General features: G+C 62.5%; 17 protein-coding genes. 5 read left to right on the top strand and 12 right to left on the bottom strand.

Translation table 11 applies throughout. The features are described 5' to 3' along the window. The 10 genes from K5R88_RS01900 to K5R88_RS01855 all read right to left on the bottom strand — a co-directional run bounded on the left by K5R88_RS01900 (nucleotide 1) and on the right by K5R88_RS01855 (nucleotide 16,125). Entirely contained in the window at nucleotides 1-804 is an 804-nt protein-coding gene (locus K5R88_RS01900) for a hypothetical protein (protein WP_226299057.1), read from the bottom strand. Then, the gene (locus tag K5R88_RS01895) at nucleotides 785-2,491 is read right to left on the bottom strand and encodes a GspE/PulE family protein (protein ID WP_008034012.1); all 1,707 of its coding nucleotides are present in this window, start codon (nucleotides 2,489-2,491) and stop codon (nucleotides 785-787) included. The genes K5R88_RS01900 and K5R88_RS01895 overlap by 20 nt, the downstream gene beginning before the upstream one ends. An 84-nt stretch (nucleotides 2,492-2,575) precedes the next feature. Next, nucleotides 2,576-3,109: a response regulator gene (locus tag K5R88_RS01890; RefSeq protein ID WP_008043360.1), complete on the bottom strand. Its 534-nt coding sequence runs from the start codon at nucleotides 3,107-3,109 to the stop codon at nucleotides 2,576-2,578. Between the two features lie 223 nt (nucleotides 3,110-3,332). Further along, the gene (locus K5R88_RS01885) at nucleotides 3,333-4,286 is read right to left on the bottom strand and encodes a peptidylprolyl isomerase (protein WP_226299056.1); all 954 of its coding nucleotides are present in this window, start codon (nucleotides 4,284-4,286) and stop codon (nucleotides 3,333-3,335) included. A gap of 15 nt (nucleotides 4,287-4,301) precedes the next feature. Next, the gene (locus K5R88_RS01880; protein ID WP_226299055.1) at nucleotides 4,302-5,852 is read right to left on the bottom strand and encodes a cytochrome c/ABC transporter substrate-binding protein; all 1,551 of its coding nucleotides are present in this window, start codon (nucleotides 5,850-5,852) and stop codon (nucleotides 4,302-4,304) included. A gap of 9 nt (nucleotides 5,853-5,861) precedes the next feature. Beyond that, nucleotides 5,862-6,482: an SCO family protein gene (locus tag K5R88_RS01875; protein WP_008043374.1), complete on the bottom strand. Its 621-nt coding sequence runs from the start codon at nucleotides 6,480-6,482 to the stop codon at nucleotides 5,862-5,864. Further along, on the bottom strand, nucleotides 6,479-7,135 hold the full coding sequence (locus K5R88_RS01870; RefSeq protein WP_207286692.1) for an SCO family protein: 657 nt from the start codon (nucleotides 7,133-7,135) through the stop codon (nucleotides 6,479-6,481). The genes K5R88_RS01875 and K5R88_RS01870 overlap by 4 nt, the downstream gene beginning before the upstream one ends. A gap of 13 nt (nucleotides 7,136-7,148) precedes the next feature. Then, nucleotides 7,149-9,101, bottom strand: a complete 1,953-nt coding sequence (locus K5R88_RS01865; protein ID WP_226299054.1) for a YncE family protein — start codon at nucleotides 9,099-9,101, stop codon at nucleotides 7,149-7,151. A gap of 299 nt (nucleotides 9,102-9,400) precedes the next feature. After that, nucleotides 9,401-15,208, bottom strand: a complete 5,808-nt coding sequence (gene mnxG, locus K5R88_RS01860) for a manganese-oxidizing multicopper oxidase MnxG (RefSeq protein ID WP_226299053.1) — start codon at nucleotides 15,206-15,208, stop codon at nucleotides 9,401-9,403. 308 nt (nucleotides 15,209-15,516) lie between these two features. Further along, a complete protein-coding gene (locus K5R88_RS01855; RefSeq protein ID WP_192228723.1) occupies nucleotides 15,517-16,125 on the bottom strand; it encodes a lytic transglycosylase domain-containing protein in 609 nt (202 codons plus the stop codon). 195 nt (nucleotides 16,126-16,320) lie between these two features. Between K5R88_RS01855 and gspG the strand changes: the two genes are divergently transcribed. The 3 genes from gspG to K5R88_RS01840 all read left to right on the top strand — a co-directional run bounded on the left by gspG (nucleotide 16,321) and on the right by K5R88_RS01840 (nucleotide 18,755). Further along, nucleotides 16,321-16,770 (top strand): type II secretion system major pseudopilin GspG, encoded by a 450-nt coding sequence (gene gspG / locus K5R88_RS01850; protein ID WP_008043382.1) that lies wholly within the window; start codon nucleotides 16,321-16,323, stop codon nucleotides 16,768-16,770. Between the two features lie 12 nt (nucleotides 16,771-16,782). Then, on the top strand, nucleotides 16,783-17,970 hold the full coding sequence (locus tag K5R88_RS01845; RefSeq protein WP_008043385.1) for a type II secretion system F family protein: 1,188 nt from the start codon (nucleotides 16,783-16,785) through the stop codon (nucleotides 17,968-17,970). Between the two features lie 149 nt (nucleotides 17,971-18,119). Further along, a complete protein-coding gene (locus K5R88_RS01840; RefSeq protein WP_226299052.1) occupies nucleotides 18,120-18,755 on the top strand; it encodes a hypothetical protein in 636 nt (211 codons plus the stop codon). A 136-nt stretch (nucleotides 18,756-18,891) separates the two neighbouring features. Here K5R88_RS01840 and K5R88_RS01835 read toward each other — a convergent pair whose 3' ends face one another. Continuing rightward, nucleotides 18,892-19,788, bottom strand: coding sequence for a LysR family transcriptional regulator (locus K5R88_RS01835; RefSeq protein ID WP_226299051.1), 897 nt, complete (start codon nucleotides 19,786-19,788; stop codon nucleotides 18,892-18,894). Nucleotides 19,789-19,948: 160 nt separating this feature from the next. On the opposite strand from K5R88_RS01835, the gene K5R88_RS01830 reads away from it, so the two are divergent. Together K5R88_RS01830 and K5R88_RS01825 are read left to right on the top strand one after the other, a co-directional pair. Further along, nucleotides 19,949-20,968 (top strand): alpha/beta hydrolase, encoded by a 1,020-nt coding sequence (locus K5R88_RS01830; protein WP_008032696.1) that lies wholly within the window; start codon nucleotides 19,949-19,951, stop codon nucleotides 20,966-20,968. A 522-nt stretch (nucleotides 20,969-21,490) separates the two neighbouring features. After that, a complete protein-coding gene (locus K5R88_RS01825; RefSeq protein ID WP_226299050.1) occupies nucleotides 21,491-22,924 on the top strand; it encodes a mechanosensitive ion channel family protein in 1,434 nt (477 codons plus the stop codon). Nucleotides 22,925-23,075: 151 nt separating this feature from the next. On the opposite strand, the gene ycaC is transcribed toward K5R88_RS01825, so the two are convergent. Next, nucleotides 23,076-23,702 carry an isochorismate family cysteine hydrolase YcaC gene (ycaC, locus tag K5R88_RS01820; RefSeq protein WP_223453084.1) on the bottom strand — a complete coding sequence of 209 codons (627 nt, stop codon included), beginning with the start codon at nucleotides 23,700-23,702 and terminating at the stop codon, nucleotides 23,076-23,078. Nucleotides 23,703-23,755 lie beyond the last annotated feature (53 nt).

The following is a 23,755-nucleotide window of genomic DNA, read 5'->3' as shown; positions in this document are numbered from 1 at the left end:
TCAGGCCACCGCCCGGGACATGACGTACAAGCCATCGCGTACGGTTGTCCGGTCTTCTTGAAGGGTGCGCAAGTGCACGCCGGGAATGTCGGGTTGCACATCGATACGCGCGGGCGCATGCAGATAAACGTTCAGTGGCCGCTCGCTGGTGGAGGCCTGCAATTGGCTTTCGCGACCGATCAACGCGGTCAGTGCGGCGTCGCTGTCGCCGGTGCCCACCGAACGCACCGAGGCCCAGCGGCCTTCCCGGGCCAGCAGCAATACGCTGCGTACCGGTTCGGCGACCACGAACAGGAAGTCGCCGGTATCGAGGCTTTTATCGAAGTGGTTGAACGCCGTCATCAGGTACGGCTGCACCGAACGCAGGCGCAGGCCCCGGGCGCTGACCAGGGTGCGCAGACGCGTCAGCAAATCCTGTGGCAGTGCGCTGGCGACCCGGTCGTAGCCGGCCGGTTCCGGCGAGAGCACCAGGCTCCAGGGTTGCGTCGGCACACCATAAAGGTCTTCGAAGCACAGCCGGGCAAACCCGAGCAATTCGTCCGGGCTGCTGATCTGTTCGCTCCAGGGCACCAGGCAGAAACGGCTGAAGTGCCCGGAAATCACCACGCTCAAATCGGCACCGGCGTGGGTGTGATCGGCCAGCAGATGATCGAGGGTGTCCAGCGCCACCGCCCAGGCGTGGAAGCCTTCGTCGATAAAACCGACGCTGCCCAGCCACAGGGTTTCGCTGCCACGGCGCTGGCCGAGGCCGACCCCACTGGCGCCGAGCACGGCGATAAAACGATCACGAGACAAAAGTGACACGATTGATCTCCTCGAGCGTGGTGCGCCCTTCCTGAACCAGTTCCAGCGCCGACTCGCGCAGCAAGCGCAAGCCTCGTTTGCACGCATGGGTTTTGATTTTCGAAATCGGTTGGCGCTCGACGATCATCTGCCGCAGCTCGTCGTCCAGGTGCAGCAGCTCGGCGATCGCCGTGCGCCCGCGATAACCGGTGCCCCGGCAATGCCCGCAGCCCTTGCCGTGAACGAAGTGGAAGTGATCGACGTTGTGGGGGTCGAGACCCGAAGCGAGCAGTTCGTCATCGGTCGGGGTGCACGGCGCGCTGCAACTGGTGCAGACCAGGCGGATCAAGCGCTGCGCCAGCACGGCATTGAGCGCCGAGACGAGGCTGTAGGGATCGATTTCCATCTGGGTGAACCGGCCGATGACATCGAACACGTTGTTGGCGTGGATCGTGGTGAACACCAGGTGGCCGGTGAGCGCCGATTGCACGGCGATTTGCGCGGTGTCGGGGTCACGGATTTCACCGACCATGATCTTGTCCGGGTCATGACGCAGGATCGAGCGCAAGCCACGAGCGAAGGTCAGGCCTTTCTTTTCATTCACAGGGATTTGCAGCACGCCCGGCAACTGATATTCCACCGGGTCTTCAATGGTGATGATCTTGTCCACGCCGTGGTTGATCTCGGTGATCATCGCGTACAGCGTGGTGGTCTTGCCGCTGCCGGTGGGGCCGGTCACCAGCACCATGCCGTAGGGTTCGGCGGCCAGCCTGCGCAGTTGACGCAAGGTTTCGTCTTCAAAGCCCAGGGCCTGCAACTGCACACCGCAGACCTTGTCCGCCAGGTCCTGTTTGTCGAGCACCCGCAGCACCGCGTCCTCACCGAAGATGCTCGGCATGATCGAGACCCGGAAGTCGATCTGCCGGCCACTGATGCCGATCTTGAAGCGACCGTCCTGAGGCACGCGCTTCTCGCCGATGTCCAGTTCGGCCATGACCTTGACCCTGGAAATCACCTGCTCGGCGAACTCGCTGCCCTGGATCTTGCTGATGTTGTTGAGCACGCCGTCGATGCGGTACTTGATCACCAGGCCGCTGCCGGTGGTGCCCAAATGGATATCGCTGGCGTGCATTTTCAAGGCGTCGTACAGGGTCGAGTTGACCAGTTTGACGACGACGCTGGCGTCTTCGCTGATGCTGGTCAGAGACAGGCTTTGCAGGGTGTCGGTTTCGATGTTGGCATCGGCCTGGGCGTTGAGCGATTCCACCGCATGGAAGCTCTCTTCGTGACGTGCCAGATAGGCTTTCAGGTCGTCGGCATGCACCAGGTACAGCGGCGCGCCGTGCAGGCAGTCATCGATCCAGGCCAGGCGCGACGTGTCGAACGGATCGGCGAACACGCCGATGATCTCCTCGTCGTGACGCAGCAGGATGAATTCGCGCTTGAGGCATTGGGCCAGGGTGACCCTGTCGAATACGGGAGTGGACTTGAACAGGTTGTCGGTGTCGAGCACCGGATAATGCAGGGTGGCGCCGAGGCACTGGATGAAGGGCATGGGGGCCAGTTCGCACAACACCCCGAGGGCTTCGAGCATCCGCTCGCCGGAACTGGCGGCCAGTGATCGGGCCTGGGCCAATTGCTCACTGGAAAAGCGCGACGGTACGGATTCCAACTGCGCCGGTTCGACGGCAAGGGATAGACGGTCCATGGCTTGCTCTCCAACGCCGGGGGCTTTGAGCCCTGTCGACGCGGCGAGCAATTACGGCGGTTACCGCAACGGCTGGTCGCGCCACTACTCCCCGGTGAGCAATTGTTCGTCGTCTGGTGCCTTGGACGTCGAGGGATTGCGTCGACGATCCGCCAGCACCCAACTGCCGTCGTACAACTGCAGCGGGAAACTCTCGGTCCTGCTCTGGCGTCGTTCGACAAACCCCTCGGATGTGCGCGCGCCTGCTTTGGGTTCGCGCTCCATCCCCAGAAGGTCACAGACTGCACGGGCCAGTTCCGCCATTGGAAACGGTTTGAACAGGATATGGCTGACTCCCACCTGCCGGGCCCGCTCACAGACTTCAGCGGTCGGGTGCCCGGTAATCAGCACAAAATGACAGTTCCTGTTCCGGCGGATGGCATCGAGCACCTCAAAGCCTTCCATATCGGGCAAGCGGTAATCGAACACCATCACATCGGGTGCAAACTGCTCGGCTTCGCCGATAGCCGCCGCACCGTCATGTGCAACCCGGACGTCCAGTGCTTGCGCCTCAAGGTAATCCTTGAGGTTTTGTGCAAGAAGCTGTTCGTCATCGACAACCAGTACTTTGTTTAACAAGGTGGACTCCTTGAAACCGCAGGCCCGAGTTCCGAACCTGGCAGAGTGCTCGCCTTACCGAGGCTAACGCACACTTCATGCCAGGCTGGGTGCCGGGTGTTTCACCACTGCATGTGTTTGATTTTCATAAAAAAGCCTTTCCGCCCAAATACACCGCCCCCCCAAAGGCGGGGGCGCACACGGAATTGCCCTGAAGCTTTTCCCCACTATTGGGGGGGAACCTTCATTCATCGTCAATTCGTTCGATTCGATTACGCGATCGCAGTTGCGCCAAAACCTGCAGGCGAACCTGAGCCTGTTGCTGTCGATCGAGGTACGCCCTGACCATCTCAAGCCCTTGCACCTCTGTGACATCGGTCACCTCCCTGTGGTTCTGCACCTGGATCAAGTGCCAGCCCAGTGCCGTGCGAACCGGCTCACTCACTGCGCCCGGTGCCAGGGCAAAGGCTGCCGCTTCAAACGCTGGCAGCATGCGTCCACGTGGAAAATAGCCCAGATCTCCGCCCTCGCTCGCCGAGGCATCTTCGGACCCCGTCCGGGCCACGCTGGCGAAGTCCGCGCCCTGGCGGATTGTCGCCTGCATGTGCACCAAGCGTAGCCGCGCCGCTTCGACTGTGGCGGCATCGGCGTCCTGGGCAACCTTGATCAGGATGTGCCGCGCCTGCACCGCTTCGGGCTGGCTCATCTGCGCGCGGTGCTCTTCATAGAACGCGCGGACCTGTTTTTCGTCCGGCCCCTCGACGCTGGTCAGCTCGGCAAACACCTGCTGAGCCGCGAGGTCACGGCGGGTGTATTCGACAAAACCGGCCTCGTCGAAACCTGCGTCTTCCAGGCGTCGAGCGAATTTCTCGGCACCGCCAATGGCCTGCCGGGTCTGTTCAACCTGGCGTTGCACGCTGGCATCGCTGATCACCACCCCACGCTTGACCGCTTCCTGCCACAGCAACTCGCGGTCGATCAATGCGTCCAGCGCCTTTTGCCGAAGTTGCTTGTACGCCTTGGGATTACGAATGCTGCCCAGCGCCCGGCCCTGGTCCTCCAGGTACTCGGCAAAATAGCGTTCGAGACGGAACTGGGAAATCTCTTCGCCATTGACCCGCGCGGCGACCGGGCCGTTGCTGCCGAACGCCACGGGCAGCCACAGCGTCAGCAGGATCAACAGAGTCTTGAGCGTCATGATCGAGGCCTCCGGTCAGGGTTTCGCGGTAATGGGCTTGTAAGGGGCGACCAGGTAGAAGCGCTGGTCGGGCAAATCCACGGTGACGATATGCGCGCCGCTCAAGCCCAGCCGCTGGCCCGGCCCGAAGCTGAGGCGCGGGGTCAGGCCGGTGTCGAAGTCATGCAGGCCTTCCAGCGCATAGATCAGCTTCTCGCGGCTGGCGTCGCGCCCGGCCTGCTTCATGCCTTCGCTGAGCAGCAGCATCGAACTGAACGCGCCGACTTGCAGCACCGCGTGCTGGCCACCGAGCCCCTGCTGTTCGCGCAACTGGATCAGGGCCAGCCGCCCGGCCAGGGTCCAGTCGCTGGGCACAAACGGATAGGACAAGAACAACCGCCGGGAAAAACCACTGGGCACTCGCAAAAGGTCACCCGCCACCTGATTCGCCATGGCGAACAGGTAAGGAACCTGCCCCGCCCTCTGCAACCTTTCGGCGAGCAGGCTGAAATCGCTACCGCAGCCCAGGTAAAACAATGAGCGCGAGCCCAGCGGCAGTTGGTCCTTTACCGGGTCGTAGGCCTGCAGGCTGACATTTTGCCAGGCGTGATCTTGCAGATACTGACGCAGGGTATGAGCCGCCAGTCGTTGACCGGGATCGTCCGTGTAGGTAATCAGCGTCGGGCCCTGGAGCACGCGCAAACTCCCGGTGGCGTAATCGGCCAGGGCGATCAGTTGCTCGCGCACCCCGGGCATCGGTTCAAAAATCTGTCGACTGCTCTGCGCCGACCCCTGCAACGAGAGCGGACCGATCAACGGAATACCCGCCTGCTCCAGACGCGAAACCAGTTGCGTATCGAGCGCCGGCGCCAGTGGCGCGATCAGGGCAAACACCTGCTCCTGATAGATCAACTGATCCAGCGCCCGCCCGGCACTGACAGGGTCCGGCCCCGGGTCGAGGATCGTCAGGCGCACCTGCCGGCCATGAATCCCCCCCGCCTTGTTGATTCGCGCCACGCTGCCTTTGAGTACCGCCGCCACCGTCGCGCCCTCCTCCGCCAACGGTCCCTGACTCGGCAACAACGTGCCCAGGTGCAAGCTGTCAGGCGTCAGGCCTGGGTCGCGCTCATCAGCGAGGCGTTTGAGGTAGGCCGTGAGGTTGCGCTGATCCTTCATCGATAGCACGAACCGCGGCATCGCCGGGTCGAGACGATTGTTGGCGGAATCGCGCCCCTCCTGAATCGCCCGGGCCAGGGTGCCGTCGGTGTACGCCGGGTAGTTACGGCCATTGACGTGCCGTTGGCCATAGGTGTTGGTCAGCCGCGACCAGCTCAGATCGGGTGGACGCACCCCGCCCTCGGGCCGGCCCAGGCCATCGGTGCCGTGGCAGTTGGCGCACGGCAGGCTGGTGGCCGGCAGCAACATGCCCGTCGCCCCGATACGCGCCATGATCGGTTCACCGCTGCCCGACACGCCCTCGCGGTACAGCCGTTTGCCGGCACTTTCGTCAGGGTTCAAGGGCAACGTATCGGCAGCGCAATGAAGATTGCCGATCAGGAACAGGCCGAGGATCAGGGAGATTTTCATGGTGCGGGCTCAGCGACCGGCCACGGGCATTGTCAGCAATTGCAAGCGCTGGGCAATGGCGGCGGCCGGGGCATCGGGGCGGATTTTGCTCCAGCGTTTGTTGGCCACGTCACCCACAATCAGTTGCGTTGAATGTTGCTCGGGAGTCGGCACGATCTGGCCGATGCGCCCCAGCACCAGATCCATTTGCGCCTTGTCGCCAGTGAGAAAAAGCCAGTGGGGGCCATTGACGCCCTGCTTCAAGGTGTAAGCCTTGAGTACCGCCGGGGTATCCCGCAGCGGATCACTGGTAAGGGAGATAAAGGTAATGCCGTCTGCTTTATCGCCCAGCAACTCACGCACTTCCTTGAGCTTGCGAGTGATCAGCGGGCAGGCATCCGTGCAACTGGTGAAAATCACGTTCAGCAGCACCACGCGGTTATGCAGCGCGTCGCTGTAGAAGCGCAGGGTCTCGCCGTTCTGGTCCTGCAACGGCGTGTCGGTGAACCAGGTTTTCGCATCGCGCGTGCCGCTCGACGGTTGCGCGGTGGCCACGACGGGAGCGGGTTCTTCGTGCCCTTCGTGAGCGAAGGCCAACGAGCTGAAAATCCAGAAGCACAGGCTCAACGCAACCCAGTCGATGACTCTCATGGTTGCTGCTCCATGGCAATGGCGGTGTGTTTGGCGTGGCTGTTGCGCTGGCCGCTGAGTTTCTCCACTTCACGGGTCAGTACGGTCGGGTCGGTGAAGCCGTAATAGCGCGTCCAGTGGCGGCTGTTGCCGTCGCCGACGAGGATCAGCGGCTGGTGGTTCTTGAAGTCGCCGCTGAACGTGCCGAGGCCTTTGAGGGTGGCGTCGATCGATTGCGCACTGCCGGTCAGCCAGCTCCAGCCCGGACCGTTCTGGAAGCTGCGGGCGTAGGCGTTCAGGCGTTTGGCGTCATCGCGCTGCGGGTCGATGCTGATCGATACCAGTTGCACCTCGGTGCCCACCCGCGCGCCCAGCTGTTTCTGCACTTTGCCCATGATCGACGACACCACCGGGCACACCGTGGTGCAACTGGTGTAAATGAAGCTCATGACCACGATTTTGTTGGTCACCAGATCCTTCTCCAAACGCACCGGTTTGCCGTTCTGGTCCACCAGCGCGACGTCGGCGAACTTGACCTGGGCGCTTTCCGACCGGGCGGCTTTGGCCGGCATGTCGTGCCCGGCGTGTTCATCCGCCGAGTGCGCCAGGGCTTGCCCCACGCCGACGGTCAACAGGCAGAACGTCAGCAGTCCACGGTGTGCGAATCGGTTCATGTCAATTTCCTCTTCAACGGGCATCGCCGGGCAGGACCCGAACGCTGGCAAAGGTCTTGTCATCGAAATTCGCGCCAAGGGACGCCGCACGCACGTGCAGGTACCAGGCGCCGTTCTGGTCGAGCGTCACTGGGGCTTCGTAGATTCCGTTGCCGACCTCAAGGGCCGCGACTTCACGAGCCCGCGAAGTCGGGGCGCGGAAGTAGCGCACCTGCACGTCTTTCACACCGCTGCGCTGGGCTTTCTGTTGGCCCTCAACGATGCGAAAGCGCACGGTGTACGGGCTGCCGAGGGCGGCCGTGGCGTTGTCGAGCAGGAATTCGACTTTCGGTACGCCGGGGTGTCGGCTGAGGCGGGTATCCGGTTCAACCAGCGTCGTGAAGCAATGGATGATGTTCGGCTGGTTGAGCAGGAACGCCACGTCGAAACGCCCGGCCGGCGGCAGTTTGACCCGCGCGCTGTACAGCCCCGGCTCGACTTCGCGCAGGCTGCGATCGATGACCATCGCCGCCCGCGCCACTTGCCCGCGATTGGGGTAACCGGACATCGGTGCGTTCATGCCTTCGGCGTAGAAATAGGTGGTGTTGTCCACCGGGTTGACCACAAACACCGCGTTGTCGTCCCGCGATACCGCAAGGCTCGACGCCAGTGGCAAATCGCCGGCCAGCCGTGGCGCCTGGGGCCCGGCTTCGAAACCCTGGCTGATCGGCTGGCGACCTTCACCGAGCGACGACAGGTTGATCATCGTCACCTTGGGCGACGCCAGCCCGCGCACATAGGCGTAAGCCTTGGTGAACACCAGTTGATACGGTTCGGCGGACACGTCCAGTTCATGGACCAGCGAATCGGTGGCGGTATCGATCACGGCCACCTGGTTTTCCAGGGTGTTGAGGACGATGCCAAATCGTCCGTCGGCGCTGAAGCCCATCGGGCCCAGGCCCTGTTTCATCTTGATCACCCGGCGCACGTCGAGGCTGGCGGTATCGACCACGGTCACGGTGCCGTCCTTGCCGTCGGCGACGTACACCGCCTGGGACAGCGGCGAATACGCCACCGACAAAGGGTGCGAGCCGGTCTTGAGTTGCTTGCTGAGGGTCAGGCTGGCGATGTCGATGATGCTCAGCGTGCCGTCGTCGCGGTTGGTGATGAAGGCAAACCGGCTGTCCTTGCTGAAGGCGATTTCGTGATGCCCGGCGCCGGTGGCCAGGTGTTTGAGCGGCTTCAGGCTTTGACTGTCGATCACGGTGACCCCGGACGCTTCGGCCTTCGGCGCATTGTTGCCGACCCACAGCAGGCGCTCGTCCGGTTGCAACGCGACGCGCACCGGGTGACTGCCGGCGGCCACCGAGGCGATCAACTTGAACTGTTCGCTGTCGATCACCGCCACTTCGCCGGCGGTGGGCATGGAGATGAATACGCGTTTGTTGTCCTTCGGTGTGACCCAATCCATCGGCGGCCGCTTGAGGTCGATGCGGGCCATGGTGCTGGTGATACCGCCCACCGAGACCGACGGGTCGACCACGGAGACGCTGGCATCACGGTTCATCACCAGCAGGAAATAGCTGTTCAGGTCGAGCAGCGGCCGTGCGCCGATGCTCGATTTCAGGAACACCCCGACCCGGGATTTGCAGCTCCGGTCACGGCCCTGGGCCAGGTCGGCGGCAACGGTTTCCGGGTCCAGCCAGGCACCGGGATTGACGCCGGAAAGGGGTTGGCCCGAAGCGCTGTCACTGACCCGGAAGAGCACGTCGGCAAACTCGCCTTCGCGCAGCACACCGTCCTCGGCCAATGGCTGCATTTGCAGGGTTACGGACACGCCGTCACGCTCCAGCGTCTGACCGCTCCAGGTGTCCGGTAGCGCTATCTCGCTGAGCATGTCGGGCGGAGTCGTGCGCCAGACGCCCAGCCAGATCAGCGCCAGCCCGACAACCAGCGCACAACCGGCAATTGCAGTGGTCCTGTTCATGTCACCTTCTCCCCTTACAGATCTGCGCCTGTCTTGCGGCCGCCATCGCTGGCAAGCCAGCTCCTACAACTCGAACCCTGTAAACCCGATCCCTTGCTGGCGATGAGGCCCTTACGCCTTGCATCAATCCCACGGCCGCCATCGCTGGCAAGCCAGCTCCTACAATTTGCCCTGTGTGAACCCGATCCCTTGTAGGAGCGAGGCTTGCCCGCGAAGGCGTCATCCGCCATACCACCTACAACCGAGGTGTCCCCTTCGCGAGCAAGCTTCGCTCCTACAGGGCTGGTGTCGCACAACGTCTAAGGTGCCGGTTCAGGTTCGTTGGTCACGCGCAACAAGCCCCAGAGCCCGGCGGTATTGCCGTAGGCGCCGTAATCGCGGAACAGGTAGTCGCCCGGTATCGCGTTGCTGCCCCCGGCGCTCGGGTGCATGAAGCTGAAGTGCGCCGCCGGCAGGATGCTTTCGCGGGCGCCGATGTACATCGACATCGGGTTGAGCCCGAACCGCACCGAACCCACGCCAGGCGTACTCATCGGATAACCGCTGGTGTCGCTCTTCTCCGACTGGAACGGGTTGACCGACCAGACGTGGCCGTCCAGCTGGAAGGTCGTGCCGCGGCTACCCCCGGATGGCATCAGGATGTGCGTGCGAAACGGTTGCCCCGGTTTCACATAGAGCACCGGCGTCTGCGGATCGCCGCCCACCAGCGCATTGCTGTACGCCATGTGCGCGTTGGGCACGTCGCCGTAACCCGCGCCGTCGGCATGACCGAACGGCGCATCCGGCGCCAGGCCGAAGCGGAACCATATCGGCTCGGACTTGTAGTTGATGGCCATGCTTGAGTTGTCCTGCGGATCGGTCGGCACACCGAAGCCTTCGGCAGCGATGCCTTCCACCGGCCGGCCATTGGCCCAGCGAATGTTCAAGGCTTTCTGCCAGACCATCGCAAAGTCGCGGTAAGGGGTCTGCCCCGGTGCGGTGACCGTCGCCGTGACTTTGCGCGCGTCGTCCACCCAGGTAGCGCCGACCGGCAGGATGCTCATCGCGCCACCCAGGCCTTTCTGCGGTTGCTTGATCACGTCCGCCGGGGTGAAATTCAACCCGCCGAACTCCACGGCCGTGGCGTTGATGTTGTCGACGTTGCGGCCCAGTTGAGTGATCGGTTTTCCTTCACGCTCCAGGTGCCCGGCGTAGTACTGATACGTACGGGTCGGGTAGGCGCCGCTGTTGCCAACCCGCGGTGGCACGGTCTGGATCGGGTTGGCGCCGACGTTGGTGCCGTCGGATTTGGTGATGTCGTACGCCAGCAATTGCGCGTGCAGGCCCACGTGGCTGGACGGCCGCACCAGGTTGTTGCTGAAGGTGGTCGAGCCCTGTCCGCTGTTGCGATCGCGTTTGACGATGCCTTGCATCACCGCCGTCTGGGTCAGGTCCGGCATGACCATGGGCAGACGGTTTTCCAGGGTGATGTTGATGCAGTCCCCCGCCGTTGCGCGCAGCACCAGCGGTTCGACAGGCACACCGGGTTTTAGCTTGCCGGTGACCGTGTCGAGGTCAGCCTTGCGCACGTAAATGATCGCGGTCGGGTCATGCAGCGGACCGCTTTGCCCGCCGATGGTGATGGTTTCGCCATCCTCCGGATCGGTCACCGTGACCTGCGGGATATTGACCACCCGCGAGTTGTACACCAGGGTGCCGCCCGCCGGATTCAACGGCCCGCCGACATGCTGGCCGATGCCCTCCGGATCGCCGAGGACCAGGTTCAGCGGATTGCCAAGAATGTCGTTGGCCAGTGCCGCGACCACTTCATAGTTGCGTTGCACGGTCGGCCGGGTGCCGATGCCGTTCGGGTTGGCGCTGATCCGTGGGCAGGTACCGTCGAACGCCACGGTGTTGCGCATCCCCGCCGGTTTCGGGTTGTTCGGCAGCGCGAACAGATCGCTGCGCTGGGCCGTGTAGTTGCGCATCACGCCCCAGATCCCGCTCCAGTAACCTTCGAGGGAGGCGTCCATCGAGTACAGGTAATCACCCGTGGTCGCCGCCGAACTGGACAGCATCGAGACCGGCGCAATGAAGCCCATTTGCTCGGAGATCCCGATCATTTGCGACGAGCGCCAACCCGAGTTGGAGCTGTTGCCGTAACCGGAACCGCTTTGCAGCCACTTCACCCCGTGCAGGGTCACGTTGTGCTCTTCTTCGTGACCGCCGGCATGCACCCGCAGCCGCACGTTGTCACCGGTGTAGGTACGCAGCATCGGCGTGAACGGATCACCCGGTTCCGCGCCGCCACGGTTGATGTGCGGCGGGAACAAGGTGGTGCCGCCAGTCGGGCCGGTGGCGGCGGTGATCAGGTTCGGCGCCTGGTTCATCGCCGGGATCGCACGGTCGGTGCGGCTTTGCATGGCGTACGCCAGATCGCCGCCGAGGCCGTAGGCCTGCATGCCGCGCTTGCCGTCCGGGCCGATCTTGTAGGGGTCGTATACCCGCAGGGCCAGCGGTTCGTTGCGGTAGTTGACCACGAACATGCCGGGGTCATCGACCGAGATCGCTTGCGGGCACGGCCGGCTCGGGCAACCGGGGACCATACCGCCCTGCACTTCGAGGATGCCGTCCAACAGGGTGCTGGCGTTGTTGCGCACCGGCGGATTGATCGCGTAGCGGAAACTGTCCGCGGTGGCCGGGAACGCTTGTGGATTCGGCACCCCATTGGGACCCGCGCCCACGTACACACCGGCTTCATAGGCATGCTGGAAGTCGCTGTACTCAAGGAAGAACTCACGGAAGCTGTCGTTCTTGCCGTCGCCATCCAGATCGCCGGTGGACACCACGGCTTGCCACGAAGTCGGCCCGCCATCCTGGCGCGCACCGCTGTACAACGGCTCGCCGGTTTCGGCGTGGAACCAGGTGGAACCGGCCGGTTCAGCCAGCACCGTGGCGTACAGACCAATCTGCTGGTGAGTCGATGGCCCGAGGTGATCGTGGGTGAAAATGGTCCCCAGGCCACGGTCGACGCCTTTGCTGTTCACCACCGGGTCGGCAAACCAGCGCTGCATCGCAGTGCGCGCCCCGACCCAGTCGGCCCGGCCAAACTGGCCGAAGTACGGGTGGTTTTTAGCTTTCGGGCAGGCCGGTGTGCCATCACGCGGGTCGGTGCCCTGGCATTGGTTGAACTCGCGGATGGCGTGGATGCGTTCTTGCACCGCACCGGGGGAAAGTACGCCGTCTTCGTAGTTCCAGCCGTTGGCCGAACCGTCCGCCGCCGTCAGGTCCCATTTCGGCAAATGAATGTGCTGGCCGATCACGTCAGTCGGCGTGCGCACCTGATAGTCGTCCATTTCATAAGTGGCCGGCACCAGGTTGGTTTGCTGGTATTGCACGCAGTCGAGGGTGTTCATGCGCATCACCAAAGGCTCTGGCGGACGCTGCTTGGTGATCACCGGCCAGGCGTCTTCCCACAGGGCCAGAATGCGCGCTTGCGGGAAGTGGTAGCCGACCTTGTTGTAGACCGCGTCGAACTGGATGTTCGCCGCTTTGTAGACCCGTGGCCGGTCAGCCGTGAAGGTCGAGGCCCCGCTGAAGGACATGCCGTCGAGCCGTTCGCCGCTGAAAAACTCGCCCATGCCGGCACTGCTGGTCAGGCGTTTTTGCCGGTCGTCCATGCACGGTTCGTAGAAAGGTGCACCGGCGACTGGCAGCGCACCGTTAGTGCGGAAGGCGCGTGCGACGATTTGATTGCCGGGCAGCACGGCGAAGCTCGGGTGGTCTTTTTTCGCGTGGAAGGCCATGGCCGCCTGTTCGACTTCGGTGCCCTCTTCCGGCAGGTAAAGCGCTTTGGCGCGGGTCACTTCCTTGGAGAAATCCAGCGAGGTGGTCACGGTGTTCGCCTCGCCACCGGCAGAGAAACCGTCCAGGGAATGGCGTCCCAAACCGCCGTCCCAGCCACCGGACTGCGCCGGATCGAGGTTGGCCCACAAGGCATTGCCGCTGGTTTTCAAGGCATAGGCCTTGGCGGCGTCGAGCATGTCCAGCGGTGGGGTTGGTGGACGTTGGCCGACCGAACTTTCCATGCCACCGATCCAGAACGGATAACCAGGGTTTTTCAGGCTGCCGTCGGCGTTGCGGTTGGCGTAGCTGCGGTCAACCAGCGCCAGAGAGCCAATGGCCTGGGCCCCACCGCTTTGCTCACCGTCGCCGTCTTCATCATCATTGCCAGCCACCAGGGTCTCACCGACTTTCGGCACGACCACGACCTTGCCCGGCATCGGCGCCATGGCTTTGCCCGGTAGCGGCACAACCGCTGGAATCGGCGTGCCGGCAATGATCTCGCCATCGGGCAAGGCCCGGGCGCCAGCGGCCGGTTTACCGCTGCGCAGTGCATAAGGTTCGCTGTGATAACCGTCGGCGCCCTGCTGGGACACCTCGAGTCGGGTGCCTTCTTCAAACACGTCGTGCACCCGCCACATGCTCCACATGCCTTGGGCGAAGTGCGGATAGAAGTGACAGTGATAGATCGCATCACCGGCGACGCGATTGCGGTTGCCCGACCCGCCGTTGGCGATTTCATAGGTGTAGCCGGCGCCCGGCCCGATGCCTTGGGCGTCCACGTAGTCAGAGTTGTCGTCGTTGGGATTGAACAGCCACTGGTGCCCGTGGAGGTGGAAGATGTGTTGCTCGTGGCCGTTGTGGGTGTTGCGGAATTTGACGAAATCACCGATGTAGCTGTGGTTGACGTTGGACGGCTCGGACGGATACAGCGCCATCGTCGCCTTGACCCCGACCTGATCGGCGCGCGGTGTTTCGCCCGGCCGGATGCTTTCCAGACCGGCGTTGGCCGGTACGTCCACCAGCATCGCCACGTCGCCGACGGTGTGCGAGCTGAGGAAGAATTCTTCATAGGCACAAGACAGGCAATCGTGCATCGGCCCGACGCCTAACCGGTTGGCCACCACTTCGGCGCCCATGCCGCCGGAGCCGTAGTTGATCATGAACGAATCGCGGGTCGGCTCCAGCACATGGGCCATGACCGGGTCTTCCCAGTACGCGGGGAATGCCTGGGTCGCGGCGGTTTCATCCTGGAATTGCGAGGCGAAATCGCGGAACGGTTCCAGCCGGTTAGGCAGCGCCGGGTTGCGTTTGCCGATGGCTTCCAGCGGATAGGTCGATGGTGGGAAGCTGCCGTCGGCGTAGCTGCCCATGACGATCGCATCGCTCTCGCTGGAGATGATTTCGTTGCCGTCGACCATGTTGATGATCGGCGTGCCGGCCTTGCCTTCACGAATCCACGGTTCACGCTGCGGGTAGCGTGCCTGGTAATCGACAATCGGTTGACCGGCCGGCGTACGGCCAGTGCTGGCGAGGCGCATTTCTTCTTCGGTCACGGTGTTGCGATAGGTGCGGCCGCCCTTGGGCACCACCACCACTTCGCCGAACAGGCCATTGGCGACGTTGCCCGCATCGCCTTCACCACCGAACGTTGCACCGCGGCTGCTGGCGGCGAACGCTCCTTCACGCTCGGCGTACAAGGTGTAGGAACGGGTCGCGCCGGGGGCGACCAGCGTATTGGGGTTGCGTCCGGTGTAGGCCGAAATGTCGTCAATGCTGTTGACCGCCTGCAGACCGTTGACCTGAAAGCCGACGTGGCGGTCGGTGACCTGCTCATCGACCTTGAACTGCTCCGCGTTGCCGATTTCTACCTCGCCCTCGATTTCCCCCTCTTCTTCCTCGCCGCTGTCGTGACTGCCAGGGTTGGCCTGATAGGCCAGCAGGTTCTGCAGGTTGATGGTCAGGCAGTCACCGGCAGCAACGCGCAACACCAATGGACGCGGACGCTTGTCGGGCCGCAGCGAAACCTTGCCCGGCACCGCTGCGCCACCGTAGGCCAGGGACACATTGTGATCGTCGACTACATCACGACGCAGGGCGAACATCATGCCGTTGGCGTTTTGTGCGCCGAGGCGGTTGAACATGAGCGGTTGATCCAGCGCCACGACGTTCGCCACCAGATTTCGTTCACAACGCACGGCGGCTTCGGCCAACTCGATGCCAAACAGGGGTGCAACAAGCAGCAGCAAGTTAACCAAATGATGAGCGTGGGGTATGCCGGTCATAATCACGGGCCTCGCTTTGGGTACTCACGGGAATGATTCTCGACAAATCCCCTGGAGCAATCCGCATGCCATAAATTTTTTTGTTATTTTTCAGCTAGCTACGTAAACGACTTGATAAGTCGGGGGATATTCCCCACCCAATCCCCACCATTCGGGTTGCCCTCTGATTCCAGCAAAACGCCCACACTTGTAGGAGCCGTCTTGCTGGCGATCGGATTTGTGGACAGGTGGTGATTGTGAAAATGCTTTCGCCGGCAAGCCGGCTCCTACAGATGAATGTGTTGCCCCACATGTGGGGCCATCACCCATCACAGCGGCGCATCCACGGCCAGGCCTTGCAAGCGGCGATATTGGCGCAACACGCTCGGCACATAACGGCGGGTTTCGGCGAACGGCGGGATCACCCCGCCACGGCTCAGCACCGCTTGCGGCCCGGCGTTGTAGGCCGCCACGGCGAGCGCGATGTCGTTGTCAAACAGGGTCATCAGGCGCTTGAGGTATTTGGCCCCGCCCTGAATGTTGGCCTTGGGGTCATAGACGTTGGTCACGCCCATTTCCCGGGCGGTGTCGGGCATCAATTGCATCAGCCCGCCCGCCCCCTTCGATGAGGTCGCGCCGGAGTCGTAGTGGGACTCGGCCTGGATCACCGCATGCAACAGCGCCGCCGGTAATTGATTGGCCTTGGCGGCCGCCGAAACCAGCTCGGCATAGGGTTGCCGGGCAATCATTTGTGGCTGTTGATCAAGGCTGACCTGCGCCGATTCAGGCTCGCGGATCACCCGTTCATAGGTACGGCCGGGGCGGTGGACATTGGACAAAACGTAGCTGCCCTTGCTGTCCACGGAAACGAATACATCGGCCTGAGCTGTGCCTGCCAGCAACATGCAGCCGAGCAGTCCAGTGGTGAGTGTTTTCATTATTCTGTCTCCCCTGACCGTCCCCGAAAAATGGGGCTATTGCCCCAATGACCGGTAGTGAACCAGCCATACGCAAGCACTGTGCCGTAAGCGCGAAGGCCAGTAATTCAGGGGTTGCGGCAGGATGTCCGGGGGTGAGCATGGCAATTGCATGAGCCTCTGTGGCGACCCTTCTGCCGACTGTGTGAGGTCATCATGAATCATCGTCTGTGTTGTGCCCCGCGTAACGGCTCACCGCGAGCCCAGCGCGGGTTCACGTTGCTCGAACTGTTGGTGGTGCTGGTGGTGCTGGGGTTGTTGGCCGGCATCGTCGCGCCGAAGTATTTCGCCCAACTCGGCCGCTCCGAAGTGAAGGTGGCCAAGGCGCAAATCGAAGGTCTGGGTAAAGCGCTGGATTTGTACCGCCTGGAGGTCGGCCATTACCCGTCGACCGAACAGGGTTTGCAGGCGCTGGTCACCGCGCCCAGTGACGAAACCCGCTGGACCGGCCCCTACCTGGCGAAAAAACTGCCGCAGGATCCGTGGGGCCGCAATTACACCTACCGCTACCCCGGCGAAAACGGTGAATACGACCTGTTGTCCATGGGCAAGGACGGTCAACCCGGCGGCGAAGGCGAAAACGCCGAAATCACCAGTTGGCAGTGACGGGAGGCGAGCATGCGCTTTCATCTCAAGGCCGTCGGCAAGGCTGGCGTGGTCTCGATGACGGTCGAGGCCCATGGGGACAGCGAGGCCCGACGCATTGCCGAAGACCAGGGCCTGCGGGTCGTCAGCCTGCAAGCCGAAAAGCACTGGCGGGCGTTGCGTCTGCAAAAGCGCGAGACGTTCAACCTGGTGCTGTTCAGCCAGGAGCTGACCACCCTGCTTAACGCCGGCCTGCCATTGATCGATGCGCTGGAAAGCCTGGCGGAAAAAGAAACCGCGCCACAGGCCCGCAAAACCTTGAGTGAACTGGTGCGCCTGCTTTATGAGGGCAAATCGTTCTCCCAGGCGCTGGGTCAGTTGTCAGCGGTTTTCCCCCCGCTCTACGTGGCCCTGGTGCAGTCCAGCGAGAAGACCGGCGCGGTGGGCGATGCGCTGGGCCGCTATGTCAGCTATCGCCAGCGCATGGACGAGGTTCGACAGAAGATCGTCAGCGCATCGATCTACCCCATGCTGTTGCTGGTGGTGGGAGGTGGCGTGGTGCTGTTTCTGATGGGTTACGTGGTGCCGCGCTTCAGCCTGGTGTTCGAAGGGCTGGGCAATAACCTGCCGTGGCTGTCACAAGTGCTGATGAACAGCGGGATGTTCCTGCATGCTCACCAGGGTGAATTCTTCGGCACCTTGGCGGCGGTCGTCGTCGCCCTCGCCTTCCTCCAGCGCCAACCGGCCTTTCGCCGGGGCGTGGACCGGGTGATCGAAAAACTCCCGGCAGTCCATCAACGCATCTTCATGTACGAACTGGCGCGCTTCTATCGCTCGCTGGGGATTCTGCTGCAGGGCGGCATCCCCCTCGTCACCGCCATGGGCATGGTCCGTGGCCTGCTCACCGCGGCCTCCCGCGTGCGCCTGGACCAGGCCTGCGAGCGGGTGCGCGAGGGGCAATCGCTGTCGACGGCGCTGGAGCTCAATCACCTCGTGACCCCGGTGTCCCTGCGCTTGCTGCGTGCCGGCGAGCAGTCCGGCAACCTCGGACAAATGATGGAACGCAGCGCGGATTTCTACGACGAAGAAATCAGCCGCTGGATCGAATGGTTCGTACGCTTGTTCGAACCCTTGCTCATGACCTTCATCGGCCTGTTGATCGGGGTCATCGTGATCCTGATGTACATCCCGATATTCGAACTGGCCTCGAGCATTCACTGACCCCGGGACAGGGTACGACTCGTACCGTTCATCGTTCATCGACGTTGCCACTGAATAAACCGGAACGTTGCAGTGTTCTCCCACTGAATCGAGCAGCAAGTTGCATTGTTCATCAACGTTCCAACCTGAATAAAAAGACGGAGAACGACATGCACATCAACAAGCTTTTACTGGCAGTAGCTATTGGCGCGGTTTTGTCGGCGTCTACCGTATTGATTCCGGACAGCCTGTCCGGCGTATCGAGCGCTCAGGCCAAGGATGGTGGGGGTGGTGGCGGCTCTGGTGGTGGCGGCGGTGGCTCTGGCGGCGGTGGTGGTGGCTCTGGCGGTGGCGGCGGTGGTGGAAACGGTGGCGGTGGCCACGGCGGAAGTGGCAGTGGCGGCAATGGCGGCAGTGGTCACGGTGGAAACGGCGGCGGCAATAGCGGCAGCGGTCACAGTGGCAACGACCATGGCTCGGGACATTCCGGTAACACCGCCTCATCCGGTCGCAGCGGCACCCATGCCGAACCGGGAGACGATCACGGCGTTCATCACGCCGGTGAAGTCGGCCACAACCGCGGCGTTCATCGCGCCGGTGAAATCGGTGACGACCACGGCGTTCATCATGCCGGTGAAGTCGGCCACAACCGCGGCGTTCATCGCGCCGGTGAAATCGGTGACGACCACGGCGTTCATCGCGCCGGCGAAATCGGCGATGACCACGGCGTTCATGTCGGCGGTGAACCGGGTGACGACCACGGCGTGCACGTCGGTGGCGAGCCGGGTGATGACAAAAGGTCCTGATCACTACTGATATCAAGAACACCCTAAATCCAATGTGGGAGTGAGCCTGCTCGCGATAGCAATCTGTCATTCAACATTAATGTGTCTGACAAACCGCTTTCGCGAGCAAGCTTGCTCCTACAGGGATCGCGTGGACCTAGAGTCCACCCTCGGTCTGATCCAGCCGCTCGCGCAGAAACTCGATCAACGCCTGCACCGGTCGCGAACTCTGGCGATGCTGCGGGTACACCGCCGACAACGTCAGCGGCTGCGGGCGAAACTCATCCAGCACCGGCACCAGCCGCCCATCCTTCAACGCCGCCCCGACAATGAAGGTCGGCAGGTACGTAATCCCCATCCCGGCAATGGCCGCATCCCTGAGCAACTCACCGTTGTTGACCCGCATCCGCCCGGTCACGTTGACCGCCAGCAGCTTGCCCTGCCCTTCAAAACGCCATTGCACCTGGCGGCCGTGGCCATACGGCAGGCAGTCGTGCGTGTGCAGGTCCTCAGGTTTACCCGGCGTTCCGCGCTCCGCCAGGTAAGCCGGGCTGGCGCAATACACCCGCTGGATCGAAGCGATGCGGCGGGCGATCAGCGTCGAGTCTTCAAGGATGCCGATGCGCAACGCCAGGTCGTAACCCTCGCTGAGCAGATCCACCGGGCGGTCGCTCAAATCCACTTCCACCGTGACATCGCGGTAACGCTGCAAGAACACCGGCAGCAAACACCCCAAATGCGCCACCGCAAACGACAACGGCGCGCTCACGCGAATGGTGCCGCGCGGTTCGGTGGTCTGGCCGGCGATGCCCTGTTCCACCTGCTCGACTTCGCTGAGCAAGCGCAACGCCGACTCGTAATAACTCTGGCCCAGCGGCGTGACGTCCAGGCGCCGTGTGGAGCGGTTGAGCAACCGTACGCCCAGGCGTTCTTCAAGCTGCATCAAGCGACGGCTGACGAACTGCTTGGACAGGCCCAATTGATCGGCGGCCGAGGTGAAGCTGCCGGAGTCCATGACCTGGCAAAAAATACGCATATCTTCGAACGGGTTCATTGTCACTTTCCGGTTGACAGTTAAACGCTTTATAGCCGCTTTTTCCCTTTCGAGCACCCTATTAATCTGTGTCCACGGTGTTGCTGAGGCCTGAGTCCCAGCGCAGCAGCAACCTGACCCTTAGGTAACCAATCTCTAATTAATTAAAAAGGATTTGCTCATGAACCTCGTCAAAAAAACCCTGACCGCTTCCCTGCTCGCCCTCTCCGTCGGCAACGCCTTTGCCGCTGGCAGCCCAGGCGTTGAACACAACACTCAAGCCTTCCTCGAAGCCCTCGCCGCCGGTGGCGGTAAACCGCTTGAGCAGTTGAGCCCGAAAGACGCCCGTGCGGTGCTGACCGGTGCGCAAAACTCGGTCAAGGTTGATCTGTCGGGTGTGGACGTCAGCGATCGTGCAATCAAGGTCGATGGTCAAACCATCAACCTGAAAATCGTGCGCCCGGCCAAGGTCAAAGGTGAGTTGCCGGTGTTCATGTTCTTCCACGGTGGCGGCTGGGTGCTGGGCGATTACCCGACTCACCAACGCTTGATTCATGACCTGGTGGTCGGCTCCGGCGCCGTCGCGGTGTATGTCGATTACACGCCGTCGCCGGAAGCGCACTACCCGACCGCGATCAACCAGGCCTACGCCGCGACCCGTTGGGTGGCCGAGCATGGCAAGGACATCGGCGTCGACGGCAAGCGTCTCGCGGTGGCCGGCAACAGCGTCGGTGGCAACATGGCGGCGGTCGTGGCATTGATGGCCAAGGAACAGAAAGCCCCGGCGCTGCGCTTCCAGCTGTTGATGTGGCCAGTGACCAACGCACAGTTCGACACCGGCTCGTACCAGCAATTTGCCGAAGGCCACTTCCTCACCAAAGGCATGATGAATTGGTTCTGGGACAACTACACCACCGACCAGGCCGAGCGTGCGCAGATCCACGCCTCGCCGTTGCAGGCCAGCGCCGAACAGCTCAAGGGCTTGCCGGCAGCGTTGGTGCAGACCGCCGAGTTCGACGTGTTGCGTGACGAAGGCGAAGCCTATGCCCGCCACCTCGATGCGGCCGGTGTGCCGGTCACGGCGGTGCGTTACAACGGGATGATTCACGACTTCGGCTTGCTCAATCCGCTGAGCCAGATTCCGGAAGTGAAAGCGGCGGTGCGTCAGGCCGCGCTGGAACTCAAGACTCATCTGAACTGAGTCCCCTCGCCCCTCCCACGATCATCGTGCGAGGGGCTTTTCTGTAGGAGCGGCCGGGCGGCGCTCCGTTTGCCGGCGAAGGCGCCCTCAAGTACGCCTTCGCCGGCAAGCCTGGCTCCTACAGGGGATCGGGTTCACACAGTTCAACTGTAGGAGCGAAGCTTGCTCGCGAAGGCGCCCTCAAGTACGCCATCGCCGGCAAGCCTGGCTCCTACAGGGGATCGGGTTCGCACAGTTCAACTGTAGGAGCGAAGCTTGCTCGCGAAGGCGCCCTCAAATACGCCTTCGCCGGCAAGCCTGGCTCCTACAGGGGATCGGGTTCGCACAGTTCAACTGTAGGAGCGAAGCTTGCTCGCGAAGGCGCCCTCAAGTACGCCATCGCCGGCAAGCCTGGTTCCTACAGGGGATCGGGTTCGCACAGTTCAACTGTAGGAGCGAAGCTTGCTCGCGAAGGCGCCCTCAAGTACGCCATCGCCGGCAAGCCGGCTCCTACAAAAAAAATCAGACTTCCGGAGTTCTTCCATGTCCCTCATCTACGGTCATCTGCTGTCCTGGAGTGCGCTGTTGCTGGTCATCGACGCCGTGCTCTGGCACGCAGCGCCGTTCAAGCATCGCGTCACGCGGGTCGGTGTGCGTCTCGCGCTGTTTGTGATGTTCAGCGCGCTCATCATCAACGCCGGCGTCAGCCCGTTGCAGGCGCCGCTGTTGGCAGACGACCGCGTGGCGCAACTGGGCGCGACGGCGCTGGGGATTCTCTGGTGGCTGTACGCCGCACGTGTGCTCACCGAAGTTATCGGCCTGCTGCTGATGCGGCGCATCGGGCACAGCGGGCGGTTGCTGCAGGACGTCATCGGCGCGCTGGTGTTTCTGATCGCCATCGTCGCCGCAGCCGGGTACGTGCTGGAGTTGCCGGTGAAAGGTCTGCTGGCGACGTCCGGGGTGGTGGCAATCGTCGTCGGCCTGGCGTTGCAAAGCACCCTGAGCGATGTGTTTTCCGGGATCGTGCTCAACACCACCAAACCGTATCAGGTGGATGACTGGATCATTATCGACGGCGTCGAGGGCAAAGTGCTCGACATCGATTGGCGCGCCACTCACCTGCTGACCAGCGCCGGCAGTACGGCGGTGGTGCCGAACTCGGTGGCGGCCAAAGCGAAGATCGTCAACCTGAGCCGCCCCGGCAACATGCATGGTGTGTCGATCAGCATCCAGGTGCCCAACCATATCCGTCCGCGTCGGGTGCTGGAGGCACTGGACCGCACGCTGCAAGGCAGCAGCAGTCTGCTGCTCAACCCGGCGCCGAAAGCCGTGCTGAAAGAGGCCGGCGAAACCATGTCCGAATACGTGGCCAGCGGGTTTATCGCCGAACTCGGCAAGAAAAGCGAAGTGCGCAATCAACTGTTCGACCTCGCCCATCGGCACCTCGAAGCGGCGGGTATTTCCCGACAGCTCGACGGCGTGATCGAACCGACATCCCGCGCGCGGTCCTTGCTGGACGAGGTGAAAGTCTTCCGTTCCCTGAGCGAAGACGAACGCGACCGGATGGCCCATTCGATGGTTGCGCAGCAGTACGCGGCAGGCCAGGTGGTGCTGGAACTGGGTGAAGTGCCGGACAGCCTGATGGTCATCGCCACAGGCGTGGTCAGCGCAACAGTACCGGACGGCGTAGGGCAAACCGAAGCCGGGCGCATGGGGCCGAGCGAGGTGATGGGTGAACAGAGCATCCTCACCGATACACCGTCGCAGGCCACGTTCACCGCGTTGACCTCGTGCATCATCTACCGGATCGACAAATCCCTGACCCGCAGCTGCATGGAACAGCGGGTTGAAGTGGGTCGGGCGTTGAACAAGTTGCAGGCGGTGCGGCAGCAGAACAGTCGGTTGGCGCTGCTGGCCAAACCGGTGCCGATCAAGAAAAGTGGTTTTTTGAGTTGGCTGCAAAAACGCCAGGCATAAACCAAAACCTGTAGGAGCGAGGCTTGCCCGCGAAGAACGATCACGCGGTCGACCAGATACACCGAGTCGCCTGGTTCGCGGGCAAGCCTCGCTCCTACAGGAACCGGCAAAAAAATACCCGCACGGAGGCAGGTATTTTTTACAGCGGAGGTTATTTCGAAGTCAATACCGAGTAGCTGTTCATCAGGTTGCGGTAGTTGGGAATACGCGGCGACAGCAGATTCGCCAGGCCTTCCATGTCGTTGCGCCAGTCGCCCTGCAGCTCGCACGCCACGGAGAACCAGTTCACCAGTTGAGCACCGGCGGCGGCCATACGCGCCCACGCAGCTTGTTGCACGGTTTCGTTGAACGTACCCGAAGCATCGGTCACCACAAACACTTCAAACCCTTCGGCCAGCGCCGACAGCGTCGGGAAGGTCACGCAAACGTCAGTCACCACACCGGCGATGATCAGTTGCTTGCGGCCGGTGGCTTTGACGGCCTTGACGAAATCTTCGTTGTCCCAGGCGTTGATCTGGCCTGGACGCGGGATGTACGGCGCGTCCGGGAACTGCTCTTTCAATTCCGGCACCATCGGGCCGTTCGGGCCTTTTTCGAAGCTGGTGGTGAGGATGGTCGGCAGTTTGAAGAACTTGGCCACGTCGCCCAGGGCCAGGACATTGTTCTTGAATTCGTTCGGCGAGAAATCCTGAACCAGCGAAATCAGACCGGTCTGGTGATCGACCAACAGGACAACGGCATCGTCTTTGTTCAGGCGTTTGTACGGAACGTTGCTCATGTGAAACTCCTCGATGGATGGGTATTACGTCAGGCGCCGACACGCGGGTCGGC

The sequence above is a fragment of the Pseudomonas sp. MM213 genome (assembly GCF_020423045.1).
Lineage (GTDB): Bacteria > Pseudomonadota > Gammaproteobacteria > Pseudomonadales > Pseudomonadaceae > Aquipseudomonas > Aquipseudomonas migulae.
This window is presented reverse-complemented; position numbering and strand designations above follow the sequence as displayed.